The 19,139-nt window shown below is 47.9% G+C and carries 11 protein-coding genes; 7 read left to right on the plus strand and 4 right to left on the minus strand.

Translation table 11 applies throughout. The features are described 5' to 3' along the window. Positions 1-55: 55 nt before the first annotated feature. From ACO4R2_RS03985 to ACO4R2_RS04005, 5 genes are all read left to right on the plus strand, one after another. Positions 56-1,885 (plus strand): ATP-dependent DNA helicase, encoded by a 1,830-nt coding sequence (locus ACO4R2_RS03985; RefSeq protein ID WP_484769267.1) that lies wholly within the window; start codon positions 56-58, stop codon positions 1,883-1,885. An 811-nt stretch (positions 1,886-2,696) separates the two neighbouring features. Further along, on the plus strand, positions 2,697-3,461 hold the full coding sequence (locus ACO4R2_RS03990) for a glycosyltransferase family 2 protein (RefSeq protein WP_484769268.1): 765 nt from the start codon (positions 2,697-2,699) through the stop codon (positions 3,459-3,461). Positions 3,462-3,559: 98 nt separating this feature from the next. Beyond that, the gene (locus tag ACO4R2_RS03995; RefSeq protein WP_484769269.1) at positions 3,560-4,663 is read left to right on the plus strand and encodes a Wzz/FepE/Etk N-terminal domain-containing protein; all 1,104 of its coding nucleotides are present in this window, start codon (positions 3,560-3,562) and stop codon (positions 4,661-4,663) included. A 57-nt stretch (positions 4,664-4,720) separates the two neighbouring features. Next, entirely contained in the window at positions 4,721-6,070 is a 1,350-nt protein-coding gene (locus ACO4R2_RS04000; RefSeq protein WP_484769270.1) for a lipopolysaccharide biosynthesis protein, read from the plus strand. Between the two features lie 75 nt (positions 6,071-6,145). After that, positions 6,146-7,414, plus strand: a complete 1,269-nt coding sequence (locus ACO4R2_RS04005; protein ID WP_484769271.1) for a glycosyltransferase — start codon at positions 6,146-6,148, stop codon at positions 7,412-7,414. 287 nt (positions 7,415-7,701) lie between these two features. Here the strand turns inward: ACO4R2_RS04005 and ACO4R2_RS04010 are convergent, their stop codons facing one another. The 4 genes from ACO4R2_RS04010 to ACO4R2_RS04025 form a co-directional block, all read right to left on the minus strand. Further along, complete coding sequence (locus tag ACO4R2_RS04010; protein WP_484769272.1) at positions 7,702-8,511, minus strand: glycosyltransferase family 2 protein; 810 nt, start codon at positions 8,509-8,511, stop codon at positions 7,702-7,704. 6 nt (positions 8,512-8,517) lie between these two features. Then, positions 8,518-9,570, minus strand: a complete 1,053-nt coding sequence (locus ACO4R2_RS04015; protein WP_484769273.1) for a hypothetical protein — start codon at positions 9,568-9,570, stop codon at positions 8,518-8,520. Positions 9,571-9,632: 62 nt separating this feature from the next. Continuing rightward, on the minus strand, positions 9,633-10,784 hold the full coding sequence (locus tag ACO4R2_RS04020; protein WP_484769274.1) for an EpsG family protein: 1,152 nt from the start codon (positions 10,782-10,784) through the stop codon (positions 9,633-9,635). Beyond that, positions 10,784-11,836 (minus strand): hypothetical protein, encoded by a 1,053-nt coding sequence (locus ACO4R2_RS04025; protein ID WP_484769275.1) that lies wholly within the window; start codon positions 11,834-11,836, stop codon positions 10,784-10,786. The genes ACO4R2_RS04020 and ACO4R2_RS04025 overlap by 1 nt, the downstream gene beginning before the upstream one ends. A 1,098-nt stretch (positions 11,837-12,934) precedes the next feature. Here ACO4R2_RS04025 and secDF point away from each other — a divergent pair. Together secDF and uvrA are read left to right on the plus strand one after the other, a co-directional pair. Then, the gene (secDF, locus tag ACO4R2_RS04030) at positions 12,935-15,853 is read left to right on the plus strand and encodes a protein translocase subunit SecDF (RefSeq protein WP_484769276.1); all 2,919 of its coding nucleotides are present in this window, start codon (positions 12,935-12,937) and stop codon (positions 15,851-15,853) included. Between the two features lie 142 nt (positions 15,854-15,995). After that, a complete protein-coding gene (gene uvrA, locus ACO4R2_RS04035) occupies positions 15,996-18,920 on the plus strand; it encodes an excinuclease ABC subunit UvrA (RefSeq protein ID WP_484769277.1) in 2,925 nt (974 codons plus the stop codon). The last annotated feature ends 219 nt before the right edge of the window (positions 18,921-19,139 follow it).

Consider the following 19,139-nt stretch of genomic DNA (forward strand, 5'->3'; position numbering starts at 1 on the left):
CTTATATATATAATGAGTGGCAAGTGAGAACTTGTCACTCAATTTTATAAAGCTCATGAAAAATCCAGAACTGGAACGCGCTCGGCAGATAGTGGAATGGACAGGTACCAACCTGTTTCTCACAGGTAAAGCAGGAACAGGGAAAACCACCTTCCTGCGGCAGCTCCGCGAACGCAATCCCAAGCGCATGGTGATACTCGCACCCACCGGAGTCGCCGCTATCAACGCCGGCGGCTCTACTATCCACTCGTTTTTCCAGTTCGACTTCGGTCCTTACCTGCCCGGGCGGACGAAGATGGAGTATAAGTTGCGCAAAGACAAGGTGAAACTCATTCGCAGCCTTGACCTCATCGTCATTGATGAAATATCTATGGTTCGCGGCGATATGATGGATCGCATCGATGAGCTATTGCGCCACTATCGCACTCCCTTCCAACCATTCGGAGGTGTACAATTGCTGCTCATTGGCGACCTTCAGCAGTTGGCTCCCGTAGTGAAAGACGACGAATGGGAACTGCTGCGCACCAACTATCCTACACCTTATTTTTTCAGTAGCCGAGCACTCAATCAGAGCGGTTATGCCACCATCGAGCTGCACCATGTTTATCGTCAGAGCGACCCACATTTTGTAGAGCTCCTCAATCGTGTGCGTAGCAATACGGCAGATGCTGAAGTGCTCCGCCTTTTCAACGAGCGCTATGTGCCCGATTTCGAACCGCCCGAGGAAGCTGGCTATGTGCGCCTTGTGACCCACAACCATCAGGCCCGAGAACACAACGCCCAAGAGCTGGACCGCCTTTCCACAAAAGAGTATGTGTTTGAAGCCAGCGTGGAGGGCGTATTTCCCGAGTCTTCTTACCCGACCGACGAAGAGCTTGTGCTCAAACAAGGGGCGCAGGTGATGTTTGTTAAAAATGATGTGAAGCACCGCTACTTTAATGGAATGCTCGGTACAGTGGAGGAACTCACAGACAAGCGCATAGTGGTTTGTCCGTTCGATAATGATGAGCGCATCGAAGTGGACATCGACGCTTGGGAGAATACGCGCTACGAGATGAATCCGCGTACGAAGGAGGTGGAAGAACGCATTGTGGGAATGTTTAAGCAGTATCCACTCAAACTCGCGTGGGCTATCACCGTCCACAAGAGCCAGGGGCTCACCTTCGAACATGCTATCATCGACGTACACGCCGCTTTTGCCGCCGGACAAACTTATGTGGCACTGAGCCGCTGCAAGTCGCTCGAAGGAATGGTACTCAGTGCGCCCATTCCTCCGCGGGCTATCATCACCGATGCCAATGTAGATCGCTACCACCGCGAACTGCCTGCGCGCACCCCCGACGAATCTGGCATCCGCCAATTGCAGCGCATCCATTTCGTCAACCTAATAGCTTCTCTCTTCGACTTTCGCAGCATCGAGCATCTCCTGTCTCTCTTTCTGCGCCATCTGGAAGAGCATTTCTACAAGGAGTATCCCGCCACACTGGAGCGTTTCCGCAAAGAGCAGCTGGCTCTTCAGCACAATCTCTTCCCTGTTGCCCATCGCTTTCATATTCAGTATGAGCAGCTGGTGGCTTCTTCCGACGACTATGCCAACGATGCGCTTTTGCAAGAGCGCATCTCGAAGGGTGCCACCTATTTCCGCACACAAGTGAGTCCGCTCCAAACGCTTTTGGCAGATACAGATTTGGCTTCCAACAACAAAGAAGTGCTTAGCCGCTATATGGACCTCGATACTGAACTCAATGAGGCCATTCGCCAGCGCAAAGCCCTTTTCGATTATGTCCTGCGCAATGGTTTCCACATGGCTGACTATCAGCGGGCGCACGCACTGATCATGGCAGGCGAGAAGCCGAGGAAGAAGGAAGAGCATACAGAAGAGTGAGGGAGCCCCCTCCAGCTCCCCCATAAAGGGGGAGTGCTCGGCTACCACTTGTTTGTATTTCTGATTATCCCTATTCTGAACACTCCCCCTAATGGGGGAGTTGGAGGGGGCTCCCTCATTCGTGCCCATTCGCCTAATTCGTGCTCTTTCGTGAGCTAAAATTATCAACAGATTTCTTACTTTTACCCTCTCACAAACGCCTCGAAATTACACACGAAAGGGAGAGAGCGAACAAAGTCTCCTTCTTGCGCACGGATTTCCTTATTGTGTCAGTCAGCACAATAAGGATGTCGATTGACAAGATAAGGAAGCCAGCCGACACAATAAGGAAAATGACAGACGGAATAGGGGATACTGACGACCGAAAAAGGCTGTTTTCTTCTGAAAAGAGTAGGAAAAACAGACTTTCTTCGATTTTTGGTGGATTTTCTCTCACTGATTTTTTGAGAAAACCACTTTTCTCAACGAAAAAAGCGGTACAAAAATTCTCTTTTATTAAATGCGTTTGTTAATAAAAGCGTACGTTTTTACTGCGGTGGTAATCCTTTTTTTAAGCAGAAAAAGGTTGCTGGAGGATTGGAAAAAGCTGCGGAAGAAGCGCCTAATCCTATCCCGCCGCCCAAGCATAAGCGTAGCTTTTTTCCCTAAATAAGCAGAAAGGTAGAGCCTTTTTTGTATTTTTGTAGGCCTTTCCCAACTTTTGTGAAAATAAACTAAGGGAGGAATACACTAAAAAAGAAAAATATTACGTTCTTTAGGGTAACAGACACTACAGTCTCTGGCAAGCCTTCAGGCCATCCCAACAACCATTATGCTCAAGATATCCATCATCACAACAGTCTATAACAATGGTAGCACTATCGAGGACACAATCAAGAGTGTTCTCGCGCAGGACTATCCCAACATAGAGCACGTTATTGTGGATGGTGGGAGCACGGATAATACTTCGGCCATCATCGAGAAATATCGTGACCAGATAGGGCAGTATGTTTCCGAACCCGACAAAGGGCCTTACGACGGGATGAACAAAGGTGTGCGCATGGCCACGGGAGATGTTGTGGGAATCCTCAATTCCGACGATTTCTTCACCGCTCCCAATGTTGTGAGTCAGCTGGCTGCTGCTTTCGAGAAGTATGACTGCGACGCCGTTTACGGAGATGTTCACTACGTTCGCCCAGAGAATCTGAAGAAAATCATACGCTACTATTCTTCGCGTTATTTTCGCCCGTCGTGGATGCGACTTGGTTTCATGCCCGCGCATCCTTCTTTCTACTGCAAACGCTCTGTTTATCTGCAATACGGACTTTTCGATACCTCCTATAAGGTGGCAGCAGATTTTGAGCAACTGCTCCGCTTGATTTATGTACACCACATCAAGACTCACTACCTGCCGCTGGATTGCGTGACTATGCGCATTGGCGGTTTGTCGAGTTCGGGTGTACCCAGTCACCTACAGATTTTCAAGGATCACAAGCGCGCCCTGAAAACCAACGGAGTGAGAAGCAACAGTTTCCTACTGGCGTTGCGCTATATTTATAAGGCAGGCGAACTGCTGGTTAGCAAAATTCGCTATTGATACATACGGCAGAAGAGAGCAGGGAAAAGAAGAACCGCCTCCTGCATCTCGCGCCAAGCCACTACCGCATATTTCAAGAAGAATCAAAGATTTTGATTATGGAACAAAAGACAAAGGTTTCGGAAATAGATATCATCGGGATGCTGCAAAAGGTGCTCCGTCGTTGGAAGCTCCTCTGCATCTATGTGCTGGTGGGAGCCGTTGTCGGCATTGTTGTGGCTTTCAACACGCCAAAGTTCTTCACAGCCAACGTGGTGTTAGCCCCCGAAATGCTCAGTGGAAGTCTGGGACTCTCAGAGAGTTTGAGCGACATGGCCTCTTCCTTTGGTCTCGACTTGGGAGGAAAGGGCAAACAAAGCGTGGATGCCATCTATCCGCAGATATATCCCGACCTCTTTGCCTCCACTGATTTTATCATACCTTTGTTCAGCGTGAACGTAGTGACCAAGGACGGACAGAAGAAGACATACTTGGATCATCTCGTGCAAGACGTCAAAATTCCTTTCTGGCAGAAACCAAAACTTTGGGTACTGACAGCCATCAAGAAGATGAAGGAAAAGAACGCTGCACCAGGCACAACGGGTATCGGAAAGATGAATCCTTTCCGCCTGACAGAGGACGAGGAGCAGATCGTGGACATGGTGCGTGGCTCCATAGGGTGCCAGATTGATAAGAAGACCAATGTCATCAATATCAGTATAACAGATGCCGATCCGCAAGTAGCTGCCATCATGGCCGATACTCTTCAGGTGCGTTTGCAAAAATATATCACTCAGTATCGTACTAAGAAAGCGCACGCTGACGAACGCTACTACACGAAGCTCCAACAAGAGAGTCGCGAGGCTTATCTGAAGGCGCAAAAGAAATATGCTGATTTTGCCGACTCCAATCAAGATGCTACGTTGGCCTCGGTGCGTTCACAAGAAGATGAGTTGGAAAACGAAATGCAACTCAAATTCAACGTCTATAGCCAAATGCAGGCACAGGTGCAACAAGCCCGTGCAAAAGTGCAAGAGCAAACGCCGGCTTTCACCATTATAGAGAAAGCCACTGTGCCAAACAAACCGAGCAGCACACCAAGATCGATGATCTTGCTCTGTTTCCTGGTGTTGAGTGTCTGCCTCCACGTTGTTTGGGTGCTTATGATTTCTCCAGTTCGGCAAAAGAAGCGCGAGCCGGTTATAGAACTTGACGAAGAATAGTTGGGCATCGCTTTAACTCTACAACTATTCTGCAACGTTCAGTAAAGCAAAATTCAAATGTTAGGAAAGATAAAAGCACTGCTGGCAAGTAATGACAACCGTTCAGTAATGCTGCGGCGAAACATACTCCTGTCTGTTGTTCTCAAAATAATAGGTTTGGCCACTTCGCTCTTGATTGTGCCCGTCACGCTCCACTATCTGCAAAAGGAAGAATACGGTATCTGGATGGCTATCTCCTCCGTGCTCTATTGGTTTTCCTTTTTCGACATTGGGCTGGGTAATGGTATGCGCAACTACTTGACCAAATCCATCTCGACAGGTCATTTAGAAATGGGGCGCGCCTATTTGAGTACGACTCTCTGGGTGCTCTTTCTCATTGCTAGTGTACTGGGGCTGGTTTCTTTCTTTGGACTGAATTATATTGACCTTACAAAGGTGTTCAACACGCGGGCAGTGTCCGACGAAGTGCTGCATGGCGTACTGTTTACAGCTATTGCTTTCACGCTAGCAAACCTCGTGGTGCGCAACGTGGGCTTTGTGTTTGTGGCTTTGCAAAAGTATGCGCTCAACGACTTCCTGCTCATCTCGGGCAACATTATTTCGCTCATCGTCATCTTTGTGTTGAGCAAGACAGCAGAGCCGAGTCTCTTCAAGGTGGTACTCGTGTTTTCTGCCACTCCCGTATGTATCTTTCTCTTGGCGGCTATTCCGCTTTTCCGACATTATAAAGGTTTGCGTCCGTCCTATCGTGCTGTTGACCGCCGCTTGGCGGGTGGTATCATCAGTAAGGGGATGGGATTTTTTGTTATTCAGATCACCAGCTGCCTCGTTATCTTCGGTTCGTCCAATCTTTTTATCTCCCATTATTATGGTCCGGCTGAAGTCTCCGTGTATAATGTTGCTTACAAATACCTGAATCTTCTGGCTGTAGGTTATGCTGTAGTTTTAGCTCCCATGTGGAACGCTTACACCGATGCTTATGTGAAGAACGATTTCGATTGGATTCGCCATGCCTACAACAAAGCTTTCCGCATCTGGCTACTGACGCTCGCTGGCGGACTCCTTATGCTGCTGTTGTCGGGCTTATTCTATCATTTGTGGATAGGGAGGTCGCTGAAAGTGCCCATAGAGATGTCGATCAGCGTGTTCCTTTACATTTCATTCTTCAACCTGAATAATTGTGCCACATATCTCATCAACGGACTCAACAAAATACGGGTACAAATCTATACGTCTGTTGTCGTAACAGCCATCTATGTTGTGGTGATGTATTTCTTTGGTACGCGCCTTGAGCCACAAGGCATCGTGCTCGCTATGGCCGCTTGCTACGCCGTGATGAGCCTTATCCACTGCTATCAGTGCCACCTGCTCATCAATCGCCGCGCTCGTGGTGTTTGGAATAAATAGTTTCCAGCGCGTTGAAGCTGCTTATGAAGTCCTACTATTTAAACCTGTTTATTCATACCTCAAAACTTCCCTTCCATGCAACATAAAATCAGTGTTATAACAGTGGTCTACAATGATGTGAAAGGCATCCGTCAGACCCTCGAAAGTTTCTTTTCACAGACATGTGCAGAGAAAGAAATCATCGTGATTGATGGGGGAAGTCAAGACGGTACGGCCGATGTCGTGCGCGAGTATGCTGACAGTTTGGCGTATTGGTGTTCGGAGCGAGACGAGGGAATTTACGATGCCATGAATAAGGGTATCGCTCACGCCACGGGAGAATGGATCAACGTTCTCAATGCTGGTGATGTCTACGCCAATGAAGCTACGTTGCAACAGGTGGTGGATTTTATCGCAGAACAAGGCGCAGCGGCCGACGTGATTTATGGAGATAGCATTGCAGTAGGCCGCGACTACGACCAATTAGAGAAAGCTTCTACTGATGTAAGTCTAATGGACTACTATCCCATATATCGCCATGGAAGTTCTTTCATCCGCACGGAAGTACAACAGCAGTTTCTTTACGATTTGAGCCAGCGCGCTCGCTTGGGGTATGCACTGGATTGGCACATGATTTATCGTGTTTACAAAGCTGGTTATCGCTTCCAAAAAATAAATATCCCCATCGAGCGCTATCTTGTGGAAGGGGCATCGAGCAACGTATATCGTAATTTCTACTATAATTATAAAGTCACCTCCGAGGGACGTTTCAATTTGCGCCACTTTTTGGTGCTCGTAAAGAACACTATGCGCTATGCTTTTTCTCGTTCTTGGCTGTACCGATATTTGAAGGGTTTTGGAACGGAAGTGATGGTGAACGATGTTTTGCCCCATCTGCCGTGGCGTTTGCGCCGTGCATATCTGAAACTCTTAGGTATGCGAGTTGGCAAAGGCTCTTTTGTGATGAAGCGTACCTATTTTATGGCTCCGTGGCATATAGAAATCGGTGAGGGAAGCCATATAAACCGTGGTTGTACGCTGGATGCCCGTGCAGGCATTACTATTGGCAATAGCGTTTCTATTTCCCATCAAGTGAACATTATGACGGGCAGTCATGATGTGCGTAGTCGTCGTTTTGAAGGCGTATTTGAACCTATAACAATTGCCGACTATGCTTGGCTGGGTATAGGTTGTACGATTCTGAAAGGCGTGCACATAGGCAAAGGTGCTGTGGTGTGTGCAGGCGCTGTTGTAACAAAGGATGTCCCCCCTTATGCGATTGTGGGCGGTGTGCCCGCGCGTAAAATCGGAGAACGGCCGCAGGACTTGGATTATCATTGCTATTGGAACGAGCCTTTTACATAAGAATCTCTCCGACTTAGATTCTCATTTTCAGTAGAGACCTCTCCTGTGGCATCTCCTATGTTTTTCTTGTATAGCTTATGAAAAGTTTCAGCAAAAGAAGCTTGGCTGAAACTTCACCGAAACCTTTTCAACGTTTTCTTGGAGTGCATGCGCAGCCGCTATATATGTAGTTGTAAATACCCTTATTGCGTTTGAAGATACAATAAGGATGTCAGCTGGTAGCCTTATTGTGTCAGCCCGCGCGCTTATTGTATGGGAGGTTGCAATAGAGGCGCTGACGGATTCTCCTATTCGTATTTGCGTGTGAAGAGTTTGCGGAGCGTGGCAGCTACGCGTGTGAGAAAGAACGGGAAGTTGTAAGCGAAAGGTCGGCGCAGGAATAGCGCGAGATAGCTAAAGGTTAGGCCGAAAGCCACTTGCAGACGGTAGCTGTAAGGATAGGTCTTATGAGATGCAGAATTATCGCGATTGCGAACGTAATAAATTGCATCTTCGCCCGACATGCGGATGGAGCGGATTCGGCGGGAGATGGTGAACATGAAAAGGGAGTCTTCTCCCAATTTGTATGCTTTGTTGAACCGTTCTGTGCCGATAACTTTTCTTGGAATCAGTTTGCAGCAAGAGCTGGAAAGGAAACTCCGCGCATTGAAGAAGGTGAGTTTTTGGCTACCTTGGAGGCGTTGGAAAACAGATGTAAGGAAGTAGTCCATTTTCTCGCCTGTGCTATCTCGGTACTGTATCACGTTGGCGTGGACAATGGCTTCTGGTGTGGCGCGTTGTAGTAATTCTTCGAGATAGTTATCGGTTACCCAATCATCGTCATCAAGAAAGGAAAGATACTCTCCCTTTGATTGGTCAATACCTATGTTGCGAGCGTTCGATACGCCCCCTACTTCGGTCTGGATGAGCTGGAAGTTGTGAAGAGGGTGCGCATGGATGTATTGCTGTATGCGTCCGAAGTACGGCTCGTTGCAACCATTCAGAACGATTACAGTTTCAAACTCTTTGGGCGCTAAAGTTTGGCGACAGAGAGAGTCGAGACATTCCCAAAGATAGTTGGCGGGCTGATAGGTGGGTACAATAACGGAAATCTTCATACTTAACTATTTTGTAGAGAGAATCTGTGTGTAGTCTGGGCGGAGCTTTTCAGCGGTGGCCACACACTGGAGTGAGGAATCCTCTGAGAGTTGTTTCAGTAGCTGGCACATTTGTCCTATGTTGTCGAATATAGGGTCGTAGTTGTAGAACTGCCGGCAATAGTTGAGCGAAGGATTGTGGAAAATGAGAACCTTTTTGTGGCTACTGACACATTCGAAACTCACGCCGCTCACTTGGAAGCGGAATTGGGGCGGATAGGCCAATAGGATAGTATCTGCTTGCAGGAAAAGCTGCTGATACTGCGACTGTGTGAGATAGTGGTTAATAAAACGGATATTACCTATTTCTGTTTTTCCTTCTGGGTGGTTTCGCAGGATGAGCAAGATGTTTTCTCGTTTCAGAAAATCCTGTAAATCGGCATCCTTGAGCAGCTGTTGCATAAACTCCCTATCTGGACTGGCCGAGGGATGAAAGACAACGTGCCGATAAGCCGACAAGTCGGGCAGTGCGTTAGTGGCGTTTGACACCTGAAAGGGAGGGATGCAGCCATGGGAGATGATGTCAACATTCTTTATTCCGTTTTCAAGAAAAGGCTGAGCCATCTCGGAATTGAACACGATGAAACGATTATGGCGAGCCAGCCGCTGGAGAAAGAACGTTTTCAGTTTGCTGGAATCAAAGCTTTGCGCATTGCCATGACAAATGATGTGCATATTGCGACAGAGAGGGAAAAGTCCCAGTGTGATTTCCTCACAACTGGATACAATGACGCTGCGATACTTCTGCGGGCGTATCTTCCAGCGGATGAAGAGCAGGGTGAGAATAAAGAGGAGGCGATTGAAAAAAGGTCGGTTGTCCCGTTGGTAAAGCCAGGAGGGAAGAATGGCTGCATACTCATCTTTGGCGTAGGGCAATTGATCTGCCAGTTCTTTATGTAGCACCAAGCGAACATTGCGATGGGTGGACTTGAGCGCATCAATATGAATATGGTCGAAATTAACGTGCCCCACTTGGTGGATATAATCTACATAAAGGATATCTTTCACAGCTTTAGCCATAAGCTTATTTTGATGTTGTGTATGTTCTTAACGTTCTTGAGTTTCTCTTTATTGTATCTGCCTTACTTAATCGTTTCGCTGTACACATCGAAGGTGATGCGCCGCAGATTATAGCTTTCTGTGCTGAAGATAACGTTGTCGTAGCGATAGATGACATTGTTGGTGGATTGGTATATCTTCAGCATCGAATAGATAAAGAGGAAGCAGACGAAGAGCCGTCGGTTGTTTTGCACCGCGAAACATTTGATCAAGTCGAGCCATATCACCCAATAGCCAAAGGCAAAGAGATAAGAGAAACGAACACTCAGGACCCGGAATTCGCTTAGGAAGAAGAAGAGTGCAAAATAGATGAGGAGCGCGTTGATAAAGAGGTCGGCATCTTTGCGTATGTCGTGGAGTTTGTTGTAGTAGATAAGTACCAATACCCCCGTGAAAAGGCGTTCCAGATAGCCAATACTGATTTGGAAACCTACGCCAGGTGCCATTTCCATATAAGCATCGATTTTTTGCTTTAGTGTAGGGTCGATGATGCTTGATGCAAAGCTCACTATGTTCATGAGCATAGGGACTCGCATGAGGTAGACAACGTTTCCGATAAGGAAAACGATGAGGAAAGTCCAGCGCCCCCATTTCCGGTGTAAAAAGAAATAAAAAGGGATGAATATCAACGAAGTGGAATGAAAGAGAAACGCCACGCCGCATATAAGGAAATAGGGGATAGGTCGGCGTGCCTCTAAATAGGGCAAGGCGTTAAGGAAGAGCATGATAGCGATAGAGTTTCGCATCAAGTCGGTGGACATCACCAAGCCGCCCATAGCCAGGTATATGATAAGTGCTAATGGCGTGTTCTCAACGTAGCGCGAGAGGAAGCGGGCGAACAAAACGAGGTTGATAGCTGCGCAAACGAACGAGAAAAAGAAATAGTTGCTCGAAATGCTCTTACACGTTAGCATCAGTATCATGAAGCCCGGTTCGTACTGCCAATCGGATATGTCTGTCTTGGGTAGTTCCCACCATTTCCAAGTAATGAATGCTCGGTAGTATTCTGTCCAGTCATAGAAACAGAATCCTCGGAAACCGAAGAAGAAGAGGAATACGCCCAAGGCTAACCATGTGAGGCGCTTGCGGATCTTTTCGTTTTTAGTATCATTCGACCACCAGGCCAAAATACTGAAAAAGACAATCAGTGCGAGGTAAGGGATTGAATACTCCATCAGCTTTGGCTTTTAGTGAATGAAACGCGCTCTTTGATGACTACAACCCACAAGCCGTCAAGTACTACAAATAAAAACATCCATATCAGAACGATGGTTAGTGGGGAAATTCCGCTCGGATGATTAGGAATCGTAGGGCTTGAAAGCTCCGCAAATACGGGGGCCGCATACTGCACGTCGGCTTGTGCCTTCTCCATTTGTTTCTGGCGTTGTTCGTAGCGTTGGTAACTGATTTGCATATCGTTTTCCAGCGTTGAGAGTTTTGTGCCAATAGTTTGCAGTGTCACATCCTGATTGGCGTCAGCAAAGGCAGTATAGCGTTCTTTTGCTTTCTCATATTCAGCTCTGCTCTCATGCAGAGCTTTCTGTGCGTTGCTTAAAGCGATGCGTTCTTTCTGCGTTTTATAGTCCACCACAAAGCGTTTCAACCTATTCTGAAGCGTATCGGCAAGTGAAGCAGCCACGCGCGGATCTTGATCAACTACTGTGATACACAGAATGCCCACTTTGCGACTATAGATACAAGCCACCGAACCTTGAATAAGTTCAACCATATCTTCTTGCTCATCGGTGAGGCGGAACGGATCGAGCTTATCTTTGCCGGACGTGGCTGTCTTTTTCTTCGGGATGAGGCTCATGAGGCTGCGTTTCGCCTGTGCGGTGAGTCCCAGTTTAGTGTCTTCCACAAGGTGGCGGTAGTAAGTTTTTCTTTCCCCTGTTTTTAGTGTGACAGGAACAGAGAAAAGTTTGATGATGAACGACTTTGTTGAAAAAATATCGGGATATAATGCTGGATACACCCCGTCTGCACTCGTGTTAGTATTGAGATCCACATCCAAGGCTTTAAGCGTATTCTCCACGTTCTCAGAGAGAGAGGATTTTCCTGTTTGCTCTGGAGCCAAGAGGGTTTGAGCTGTATAGTATCGTGGAGTTTGTATGGCAACGAATATGCCTATGAGCAAACCAAGTAGTAAGAAAACCACCAGACTGATACGATCTGTGATGATTTTCTTACATATATATTCAAAATCAAATTTGTTTTCTTCACTCATTTGAGTGTGTGCCAAAAAAATTACTATATAGAGCAAAAGTAATTTATTTTTCCCGTTATTCAAAACATCAGTTTAGATTTTCGTGCCTTCTGTCTTCTCCGAGAAAGAAAGTGCTCTTTTAGATTTTCCAGTATAGCTCCGTGTTTGTTCGTCTTTTATGTGAATATTTATGGACTAAAAATACCTATGATTATCTCAATTATAGTCAATAATATTCTTACTTTTTCGTTCTGAGAATGGCTCAAAAATTGGCGCGGAAGGGAGCGGATGAATCGTTTCTCCTTCTTGAGCGTGGATATCCTTATTGTGTCCGCCAGCGCAATAAGGATGTCGGCTGACAGAATAAGGAAACCAATGGATACAATAAGGATGCAGACGAGCAGAGTAAGGGTGTTTTTGAACGAAAAAGAGGAAAGAAGCGGGCCGTTTGTGTTGTTGAGCGGAGCGTTAGAGGAATTTTTCGGAAAAATAGGATAAACTGCTTGCTCGACAAAAGAAAAAAATTGGCAGAAAGCGGAGAAGTATGCTTTTTTAGGAGAAAAGCGAATGTCAAATAATGTGGCGGTTTTGCAGGCGTGTTTTTCTCTATCCGAAACCTATTGAAGGAATCAGCGCATGAGCATCAAGCGATGGGCGGCAGGGAGAAGCGAGAGGAGAGCTGGGAAGTGTTGGTGATTTACTGACTTATGGGCATAAAAAAAGGGATACCACTGTATCCCAACCTTGTTAACCTTAAATCTAATACTATGAAAAACACGTTGCAAAGGTAAGGTGGTTTTCTTTATCCTGCAAGTGCCTGAGTATATTTTCTTTCTACAAAATGCTATTTTTAAAGAAATTTAGCAGAATGAGTATCTGTTTGCTTCGCATATTAAGCTCCTTTCACAAAAATATTTAAGCTATTGGAGGAGCAGAAGGAGTGCGTGAAGGAAGGATACAGAGGTGCTGACAAATACACTCATTAATATATATAAAAGCTATAATTTCAACGCGGTAAACCTTTTGTATTGTGAAAAAAACGTATATTTGCACGCTAATTGTACCTATTCTGGCACAAGCTTCAAGCAAATTCAATAAAAAACTAAATCAATAAAATCAATGCAAAACAAAGGATTTGTAAAAGTCATTGCAGTCCTGCTTACGCTGATTTGCCTCTTCTACTTCTCTTTCTCTTTTGTGGTGCGCCACTACGAGAGAAATGCGGAGTTTATGAACGCGAAAGTGGCAGGCTCGGGTGACCGCTACCTTGATTCAATGCGCAACGTGGTTGTTTATCCCGTTGTTGGCAAGACGCTCAAGGATTGCGAGGCCCTGCAGATTGGTCTGGGTCTTGACTTGAAGGGTGGTATGGATGTCATCCTCGAAGTTTCTGTTCCCGATGTAGTGAAAAACCTTGCAGGCGATAATGCTAATACGCCAGCTTTCAAAAAAGCTGTTGAATTGGCTTATGCCGACTACAAGCAAGGTAAGGGCGACTTCGTGGATATGTTCGTTCGTCATTACGACGAAGCCAACGGCTCAGGAAAGTTAGGTGCTGTATTTGCCACTGGCTTAAAGGCTAAGAATATCACATTCTCTTCTTCCGACAACGACGTTCGTAGCGCGCTCAACGAAGAGGTAAATGCTGCCGTTGAGAATGCTAACCTCGTGGTACGCCAGCGTGTCGATAAATTCGGTGTGGCTCAGCCCAATATCCAAATCCTTCGTGGTAAAGGCCAAATCGGTCAGATCATGGTCGAGATGCCGGGTATCAAGGAACCGGAGCGTGTACGCAAGCTGCTTCAGGGAAGTGCCAACCTCGAATTCTGGGAGACTTACAACCGCTCCGAGATCCAGAGTCAGCTGGCAAGCCTCGATCTCATCGGTACTGCTGCCGATACCACTGCAACTGATACTACAGCTACAGCTAAGCCCGCTGCCAAGACCAGCACGCCTGCCCTGAAGTTCAGCCAGCTTGTGATGAACGCTGGCGGCCGTGATGGCAGCTCCGTTGGTGTGGCTCGCCTGGCCGATACAGCCGCAGTAAATGCTATCATCAATAGTCCGGCTGCTAAGTCGAAGCTGCCGAAGGATTTGCGCCTGGCTTGGGATGTTAAGGCAAACAACGGATTAGTGACGCTCTATGCGCTCAAAGGCAACGGCAACAACCAGACACCGACTATGCAAGGTGCTGTGATTGCCGATGCAAAAGCCGACTTCAACCCCACAACTCACGCTCCTATCGTTTCGATGGAGATGACGAGCGACGGTGCCCGCGACTGGTCCACTATGACAGGTAAGAACGTGGGTCGCGACGTGGCAGTTGTCCTCGATGGCGTTGTATACAGTGCTCCGCGCGTAAATGGTCAGATTTCTGGCGGTAAGACTGAAATCTCCGGTGCTTTCACTATCGACGATACTAAGGACCTTGCCAACGTGCTCAACTCTGGTAAGATGCCCGCGCCTACGAATATCATCTCTGAAGAGACTATCGGTCCGTCACTCGGTGCTGCCTCTATCCAGGCCGGCCTCGAGAGCGCGATTATCGCCTTCGTTCTGTTGATGATCTTCATGTGCTGCTACTACGGTCTTATTCCGGGTATGGTGGCAAACCTCGCGCTGATTCTCAACTTCTTCTTCACGGCCGGTGTCCTTACATCGTTCCAGGCTGCCTTGACGATGAGCGGTATTGCCGGTATGGTGTTGTCGCTCGGTATGGCTGTCGATGCCAACGTGCTTATCTATGAGCGTACGAAAGAAGAGTTGGCCGCAGGTAAGAATATCAAGAGCGCGCTGGCAGCTGGTTACGGCAATGCCTTTAGTGCAATCTTCGACTCCAACCTTACTTCAATCATCACCGCCGTTATTCTGTACAATGTTGGTACAGGTCCGATCCGCGGTTTCGCCCTCACGCTGGGTATCGGTATTTGCGCAAGCTTCTTCACCGCCGTTTGGATTAGCCGTATCATCTTCGAACATTTCCTCAACAAAGACAAGTGGCTCCACCTGACGTTCGAAACGAAGCTCAGTCGCGGTCTGTTGCAGAATAGCAAGTTCAACTTCCTCCAGAATGCCCCTAAAGCTTATGCTATCTTTGGTATCGTTCTGCTCGCAGGACTTGTATCCTTGGGTGTGCGTGGTCTGAGCAAAGGTATCGACTTCACGGGTGGTCGCAACTTCGTGATCGAATTTGAGCAGAAGAACACAACGCCAGAGCAAGTGAAGGAAGTGGTTGCTAAGACCATTCGCCCGTTGGACAACAACGCCACTGTTAATGCCATCGAGGTAAGTACCACGCAGGGCAAGGCAGTGCGTCTGACAACCAACTATATGATCAATAGCGATGCGGCAAATGCTGATGAACAGGTAGAACAAGTAATCTGGAAGTCGCTTCATGACGCAGGTCTCATCAAGGCCGACTACAATACGTTCAAGAACCGCGACGACCACACAGGCGGCTCCATCGTGAGCGCACAGAAGGTGGGCGCCAGCGTAGCTTCCGAAATGACGAAGGATGCTATCTTGGCTACGGTGCTCTCCCTCATCGCCATCTTCATCTATATCCTCGTGCGTTTCCGCAACGTTGCGTTCTCCATTGGTTCTGTTGTGGCATTGACTATCGATACGTTGCTCATCATTGGTATGTACTCCCTCTGCTGGGGATGGGTTCCCTTCTCGCTTGAAGTTGACCAAACCTTCGTTGGAGCTGTGCTAACCGCTATTGGTTACTCAATCAATGATAAAGTGGTGGTATTTGACCGTATCCGCGAGAACCTGAATCTCTATCCGCAACGTGAGACGGCGAAACTCTTCAATGATTCTATCAACCAAACGCTGACACGTACGTTGATGACTTCATTGACCACGTTGCTCGTATTGCTTTGTATCTTCATCCTCGGCGGTGACAGCATCCGTAGCTTTGCTTTCGCAATGATTCTCGGCGTTGTCTTCGGCACGATGTCCTCTATCTTCCTCGCTGCTCCTATCGCAAACCGCGTGCTGGGCAAGAAGCGCACAGCTGCAGCAACGGCAGAATAAGATTCGGAAGACATATACATATATATAATATAGGAGTGGTTCTCTCGCAGGACCACTCCTATTGCTATCATAGGAGGATGAGAGCAGAGGTCAGCAGCAAGAAAAAAATTAGTATCTTTGCAAATCAAGCAAAAAGGCTCTTATGGAAGAAAAGATCCGCGTGAAAGGTGCACGCGTCAATAATCTCAAAAATATAGATTTAGAAATCCCCTTAGGTAAGTTTGTCGTGATCACGGGCCTTAGCGGTTCTGGTAAATCGTCGCTGGCTTTCGACACGCTCTATGCCGAAGGGCAGCGTCGCTATGTGGAGAGTCTGTCGGCTTATGCCCGTCAGTTTCTCGGGCGCATGAATAAGCCCGACTGCGACTATATTAAAGGACTTCCGCCCGCCATAGCTATCGAGCAAAAGGTGACGGCCCGCAACCCGCGCTCTACCGTGGGGACATCCACAGAAGTGTACGACTATTTGCGTATGCTCTTTGCGCGAGCTGGCCATACGATTAGCCCCGTCAGCGGGCAGGAGGTGAAGAAGCACAGTAGCGAGGATGTTGTCAGCTGCATGCTGTCCTATTCTCCTGGCACTCGTTTCACGCTGTTGGCACCCATAGTGTTGCGCCACGGCCGAACGCTCCGTGAGCAATTGGCTGTATATCTAAAGCAAGGCATCTCCCGCCTTGATGTCGATTTACCCAACGGTTCTTCCGACACCTTGCAGGGAGGAACGCTCATCCATATCGACGACCTCCTGGCAGACGAGGAAAAGTTTGGTGAGATAGAGGCAGCCTGGAACGCGCAGCAGGAAACCACGGCTACAGAAAGCGGAACGAGTGGCGTGTATCTACTCATCGACCGCCTCGCGGTGGATAATTCCAAAGATGTCCTAAACCGCTTCCGCGATTCGGTAGAAACCGCCTTCTTTGAAGGTGATGGCGAATGCTTGTTGCGCTTCTATCCGAGCCGCGCTCTGCACCGCTTCTCCATTCGCTTTGAGGCCGACGGCATTTGCTTTGAAGAACCCAACGACCAGATGTTCTCTTTCAATTCTCCAGCCGGGGCGTGTCCAACGTGCGAAGGCTTTGGCAGCGTGATAGGTATAGACGAAAAACTCGTCGTCCCTGACACGTCGCTCAGCATCATGGACGGAGCTGTGATTTGTTGGAGAGGTGAGAAAATGGGGATGTGGAAGCAGGAATTTATACGTAGGCAAAGCCCAAAAGGTTTTCCTATATTTAAGCCTTACTATGAACTTACCCAGCAAGAAAAAGACATACTCTGGCACGGAGACGCTGAAGAGCGTCAACGGGAAAAGACCGACCAAGTATTCATAGATGCCTTCTTCGACATGCTCCGCGAGAACCAGTACAAGATACAGTACCGCGTCATGTTGGCACGATACAGAGGCAAAACGATATGCCCTACCTGCCACGGCTCACGTTTGAAGCCCGCAGCAGCGTATGTACACGTGGGCGGCCGCAACATTATGGAACTGGTGCGTATGCCCATAAGCGATTTGCAACAGTTCTTCAACAATCTCCAGTTAGATGAAGCCGATGAAAAAGCATCTCGGCGTTTGCTGACCGAAATCCGCAACCGCCTGAACTTTTTGTCCGATGTCGGCCTCGGCTACCTTACACTTGATCGTCTTTCCAACTCTCTTTCCGGCGGCGAAAGCCAGCGCATCAATCTGGCCACCAGTCTTGGTAGTAGTTTAGTGGGTTCGCTTTATATTCTCGACGAGCCCAGCATCGGACTACATTCCCGCGATACGGGTCGACTTATACACGTGCTCAAGCAGCTGCGGGACTTGGGCAACACCGTCATAGTGGTGGAGCACGACGAAGAAATCATGCGTGCCGCTGACTATATCATAGACATCGGTCCAGAGGCTGGACGCCTCGGCGGACAGGTTGTGTTCGCCGGAGAAGTAGCTCCGCTCTTGTCCGTCCATACTGCAACGAACGACACGACTGTTCCGTCTGTCGCTATAAGCTCTCAAAGCCACACCGTCAACTATCTGCTCGGGCGCGAAAAGATTCTGTTGCCGAGCAGCCGGCGGAAATGGAACAACAGCATAGAGGTGAAAGGCGCTCGAGAGAACAACCTGCGCGGTATAGACGTGAAATTCCCACTCAACATAATGACCGTGGTCACGGGCGTAAGCGGCTCGGGCAAATCCACTTTGGTAAAAAAGATTCTCTACAATGCGCTGAAGCGTAAGTTGGACGAACCCAGCGACACGCCGGGCGAATTCTCCAGTCTCTGCGGCGACCTCACGACTATCAAAGGTGTAGAGTTCGTTGATCAAAACCCCATTGGCAAGTCCTCCCGCTCAAATCCCGTCACCTATATCAAAGCCTACGACGAAATCCGTAAACTGATGGCTTCGCAGCCTTTGTCCAAGCAGATGAACTTCACGCCCGCGTTTTTCAGCTTCAACGCCGACGGCGGACGCTGTGAAGAATGTAAAGGCGAGGGAACTGTCAAGGTGGAGATGCAGTTTATGGCCGATTTGGTGCTCACCTGCGAATCCTGCCACGGTATGCGCTTCAAGAAAGATGTGCTCGAAGTGCGCTACCAAGGTAAGAACATCCACGATATCCTTGAGATGACCGTCAACCAAGCCGTGGAATTTTTCACCCAGTATGGCAACGAAAAAATCTCCAAGCGCTTGCGCCCACTCCAAGATGTAGGTTTGGGCTACATCAAGTTAGGGCAAAGCAGTTCCACTCTTTCTGGCGGTGAAAATCAGCGCGTGAAACTGGCCTACTACCTAAGCCTGGAGCGCACCGAGCCCACTCTTTTCATTTTCGACGAGCCTACCACTGGTTTGCACTTCCATGATATTCAAAAACTCCTCCATAGTTTCAACGCACTCATTGAGCGCGGCCACAGCATTCTCATTATTGAGCACAACATGGACGTTATCAAAATGGCCGACTACGTTATCGACCTCGGCCCTGAAGGCGGACGCGACGGTGGACAGATTGTTGCTGTCGGTACGCCCGAAGAACTCGTGGCGCAGGGCAAAGGTTATACGGCGCAGTATCTCAAGGAAAAGTTAGAATAAGTGCTCACTTAGGCTGCATCCGATCCATTCTCTCGCTCTGTCAGCGGCTAACAGCCGTCAGAATTTCCTGAAAAATCATCACTCCCCTTATCGTACTAATCATCGCGATAAGGGGAGTTTTTTCTATCTAAAATCTCACGATTTGTCATGTAAAGATGCAAAAATATTACTTTTTTGTATGTTTTTTTGGGTGGATAAAAAATACTCCATATATTAGGC

It is taken from the genome of Alloprevotella sp. (assembly GCF_057240785.1).